This is a genomic window from Streptomyces sp., from assembly GCF_035644915.1.
Classification (GTDB): domain Bacteria; phylum Actinomycetota; class Actinomycetes; order Streptomycetales; family Streptomycetaceae; genus Streptomyces.
The window spans coordinates 1-3,489 of the sequence record NZ_DASQNP010000040.1; the positions used below are offsets into that span (position 1 = coordinate 1).

At 75.5% G+C, this 3,489-nt stretch carries 4 protein-coding genes; 1 reads left to right on the top strand and 3 read right to left on the bottom strand.

Annotation, left to right across the window (positions count from 1 at the left end; all coding sequences use genetic code 11):
* Positions 1 to 97: 97 nt before the first annotated feature.
* The gene (locus VE546_RS04410; protein ID WP_324918577.1) at positions 98 to 745 is read left to right on the top strand and encodes a hypothetical protein; all 648 of its coding nucleotides are present in this window, start codon (positions 98 to 100) and stop codon (positions 743 to 745) included.
* Positions 746 to 781: 36 nt separating this feature from the next.
* On the opposite strand, the gene VE546_RS04415 is transcribed toward VE546_RS04410, so the two are convergent.
* From VE546_RS04415 to VE546_RS04425, 3 genes are all read right to left on the bottom strand, one after another.
* Positions 782 to 979 (bottom strand): DUF3099 domain-containing protein, encoded by a 198-nt coding sequence (locus VE546_RS04415; RefSeq protein ID WP_324918580.1) that lies wholly within the window; start codon positions 977 to 979, stop codon positions 782 to 784.
* 38 nt (positions 980 to 1,017) lie between these two features.
* Complete coding sequence (locus VE546_RS04420; RefSeq protein WP_324918583.1) at positions 1,018 to 2,775, bottom strand: PucR family transcriptional regulator; 1,758 nt, start codon at positions 2,773 to 2,775, stop codon at positions 1,018 to 1,020.
* 192 nt (positions 2,776 to 2,967) lie between these two features.
* Positions 2,968 to 3,465, bottom strand: coding sequence for a nuclear transport factor 2 family protein (locus tag VE546_RS04425; RefSeq protein WP_324918586.1), 498 nt, complete (start codon positions 3,463 to 3,465; stop codon positions 2,968 to 2,970).
* Positions 3,466 to 3,489 lie beyond the last annotated feature (24 nt).

Genomic DNA, 3,489 nt, shown 5'->3' on the forward strand with positions numbered 1-3,489 from the left:
GGACTCCTGTCCTGGCGCATGAGTTCTGATCCACCGACTGTTCAGGAGGGAACCGCATGACCGAGAACTCCGGACACCTGACGCGGAGGAACCCGTGGTGGTGATCCCGACGGACGGGGAGCGGGAGGAGCCTCCCCGCCAGAGCACCCGGCCGGACACGGTCCCCTACATCTCCTCGTGGAGCCGGGAGAAGATGATCCGCCCGCCCGTCGTACGGCTGGCGGGCCGGGGCGGCGAGGGCATCGGCTACCTGGGTGAGTCGCCGTACGACCGGGACCGGCGCGGGGTGCTGTGGGTCCGGCACACCCTCGCGCGGGGGAAGGGCAGACCGCTGTTCCACACCGTGCACGCCCTGCGGCAGCGGCGCGCCGTGCTCCACATGCTCTGCCAGGTCTGCGGTACGTCGGTGCTGGACGACGGTCCGCACCTGTTCGTCCTCCGGGACGTGGGACGGCCGGTGGCCGAGGGGGAGCGGACGACGGCGCCGCCGGTGTGCGTTCCGTGCGCGCGGATCTCCGCGCGGCAGTGCCCGCGCCTGCGCGTCGGGCACGTCGCCGTGCGCGTGGGCCGGGCGGGCGTGTGGGGCGTGGCCGGCATCGTCCACCACCCTCGCACCCTCGAACCGCTCGCGGGCGGCTCCCTGGAGGAGATCGCCTACGAGGACCCCGCGATCCACTGGGTGCTGGCCTGCCGCCAGGTCCTCGTCCTGCGGGAGTGCACCCCCGTGAACCTCGGCGACCTCTGACGACCTCCCCGCGTGACCGCCTGCCCCCGGGCGGGGCTATTCGTCCCACCAGCGGTCGTCCGGCTCGCGGCGGTTGGCGACGATCGCCGCGACGGGCGGGATGGCCATGGCCACCACGCACATGGCGATCGCCAGCGGCACCGACCACAGGCGCACGAAGCCCCAGGCGCCGATGAACAGGCCCAGGCAGAGGGCCATCAGCGCGAAGTAGCGGCGGCGCCTGCGCGCGTACACGCCTCCAGGGTAGGCCGGGCCGGGCGCCGGGCGGGCCGTCAGCCCATGCGCAGGGCCAGGAAGAAGTCCACCTTGTCCTCCAGCCGGGACAGGTCGCGGCCGGTGAGCTGCTCGATGCGGCCCACCCGGTAGCGCAGCGTGTTGACGTGCAGGTTGAGGCGGGCCGCACAGCGGGTCCAGGAGCCGTCGCTGGCGAGGAACGCCTCCAGGGTGGGGATCAGCTCCGCGCGGTGGCGGCGGTCGTACTCGCGCAGCGGGTCCAGCAGCCGGGCGGTGAAGGCGCGGCGCACGTCGTCGGGCACGAACGGCAGCAGCAGCACGTGCGAGGCCAGCTCCTCGTGGCCCGCCGCGCACACCCGCCCCGGACGGGCGGCGGCCACGCGCCGGGCGTGGCGCGCCTCCTCCAGGGCGCCGCGCAGGCCGTCGGGGGAGTGGACGGCGGCGCTGACGCCCAGGGTCAGCCGCCCTCCGCCGGCCAGCCCCCGCTCCAGCGGGGCCCGCAGGGAGTCCAGCAGCGTGGCGGCGTCCAGCGCGGCGTCCCCGGCGTCTCCGTCCCCGTCGTGCTCGCCGCCCTCGCCGCCCTCGCCGTCCGTACCGCCGTCGCCGTCGGGTTCCGGGGCCGCCGGGAGCGGGACGAACGCCACCGCATCCCCGTCCGCCAGGGCCACCGCGACCCGGTCCCCGGCCTCGCCCCCGGCGGTACGGGGGTCGGCCAGCGTCTCCTCCAGCAGTGCCCCGGCGGCCCGGGCCAGGTGGTTCTCGGGGAGGGCGGCGCCTTCCCGGTCCGCGCTCCTCCCGCCCGTGCCGTCCTCCCAGTCCACCCGGGCGACGACCACCTGCCAGTGCGGGGCGGTGCCGAGCCCGGGCAGCAGTACGGGGGCCGCGACGCGCAGCCGGGCGGCGACCTCGGCCGCCGGGGCGTCGGCGCGGACCAGCTCCAGCACCTCCTGGGCGAGACGGCGCCCCACCGTGCGGGAGGCGTCGCGGCGGTCCCGCTCGACCGCGATGAGCTGGGTGACGCCGCGCAGCAGGTCCAGCCGCTCGGCGGGCCAGTCGGCCGCGTCCGCCTCGACGACCAGTACCCAGGCCGACAGGGCCGACAGCGCGGTCTCCCGGGTGTCCGGCTCCTCGCCGTGCACCGGGAACAGCGAGTAGACGACCCCCTCGGCCTCCGCGCGGTGCGGCCCGCGGTGCCCCGCCCGCACCGCCGCCAGGTGCTCGCCCGCCAGGCGGGTGCGGACCCCGGCGGGCAGCCGGTCCGCGCCGGCCCCGGCGACCGGGCGGCCGGTGGCGGACAGCACCCACGCGCGCAGGTCCAGGTCCGAACCCAGCAGGTCCAGCACCGCCTCCGGGCCGCCGCCCGCCGGGCCCGAGGACATCAGCCGCCGGTGCCGTTCCACCACCGCGGCCAGATCGCCGGCCCGCTCGCCGGAGACCTGCCGCGCCACGTGCTCGGTGATCGTCGCGAAGGCGACGTCCTCGTCCACCGAGAACAGCGGCATCCGGTGCCGGGCGCAGGCCGCCACCAGGTCCTCGGGCACCGTGCCCAGTTCCGCCTCGCCCGCCGCCAGCCCGGCCACCCCGGCCGAGGCGAGGACGCGGACGAACGGTTCGGAGTCCTCCGGGGAGCGCCGCCAGGCCAAGCCGGTCAGGACCAGTTCGCCGCCCGACAGGTAGCGGCTGGGGTCGCGCAGATCGGTGGTCATCACGCCCCGCACCGGCCGGTCGAGTTCCTCCTCGCCGCTCAGGAGGCGCAGACCCAGGGAGTCGGTCTCCAGCAGTGCGCGCAGCCGCATTCTCGTCGTCCGCCGATCTTCTCGTGTCGCTCGTCCGGTGGCCTGGGCGCCGGTGCCTGCGGGGCGTCGGGGTGCGGGGCCCCGGGGCGCCTCCCGGCCTTTGTTCGAATCTACAAGACCGGATCTTGGGCCGGACAGGCGCTTCGTGCCATCGGCGACCGCATCGGGGCGGCGGGACGCCGGATCACCGGATCATCCGTCGCCCCGGTCGTGCCGTGGGGGCTGACCCTGGCCCTTCAGCATGTCGGCCCAGCCGCCCTGGATCATCGTCTGGAAGTACCAGGTGCCGCCCTTGCGCACCAGGATGTCGGCGTAGTGCATGGTCTGCTTCCCGCCGTCCGCCGCCGTCATCGTCGCCGCGGTGAACACCACGGCGAGGGAGGGGGAGAGGAAGAACGGTGTGCGGACCGACTCGAACGCCAGGTCCCCGTCCCCCGCGCCGCCCATCACCGCGTTCATCGCCCCGACGTACTCCGCGCGGTCCCACTGGCCGGTCCAGCCGTCGCCGTCGGAGCCGTCGGTGACCAGGTTGAGCGGGAAGGCCGCCATGTCGGCCATGCGCTCGACGTTCTCCGGGGTGGGGGCGGAGCTGTGGGCGTCGTAGGTCTCGAACCACTCCTCCAGGCTGCGCAGGTCCTCCTCGCTCGGGGTGTAACCGGTCAGGGACTCGGCGATCTCGCTGCGCTGCATGCGCGCTCCCGTCGTCACGTATTG

What these genes read in the sequence shown, in the direction of transcription:
- VE546_RS04420 (WP_324918583.1), bottom strand. Translation starts at nt 2,775, where the DNA reads ATGCGGCTGCGCGCACTGCTGGAGACCGACTCCCTGGGTCTGCGCCTC.
- VE546_RS04425 (WP_324918586.1), bottom strand. Translation starts at nt 3,465, where the DNA reads ATGCAGCGCAGCGAGATCGCCGAGTCCCTGACCGGTTACACCCCGAGC.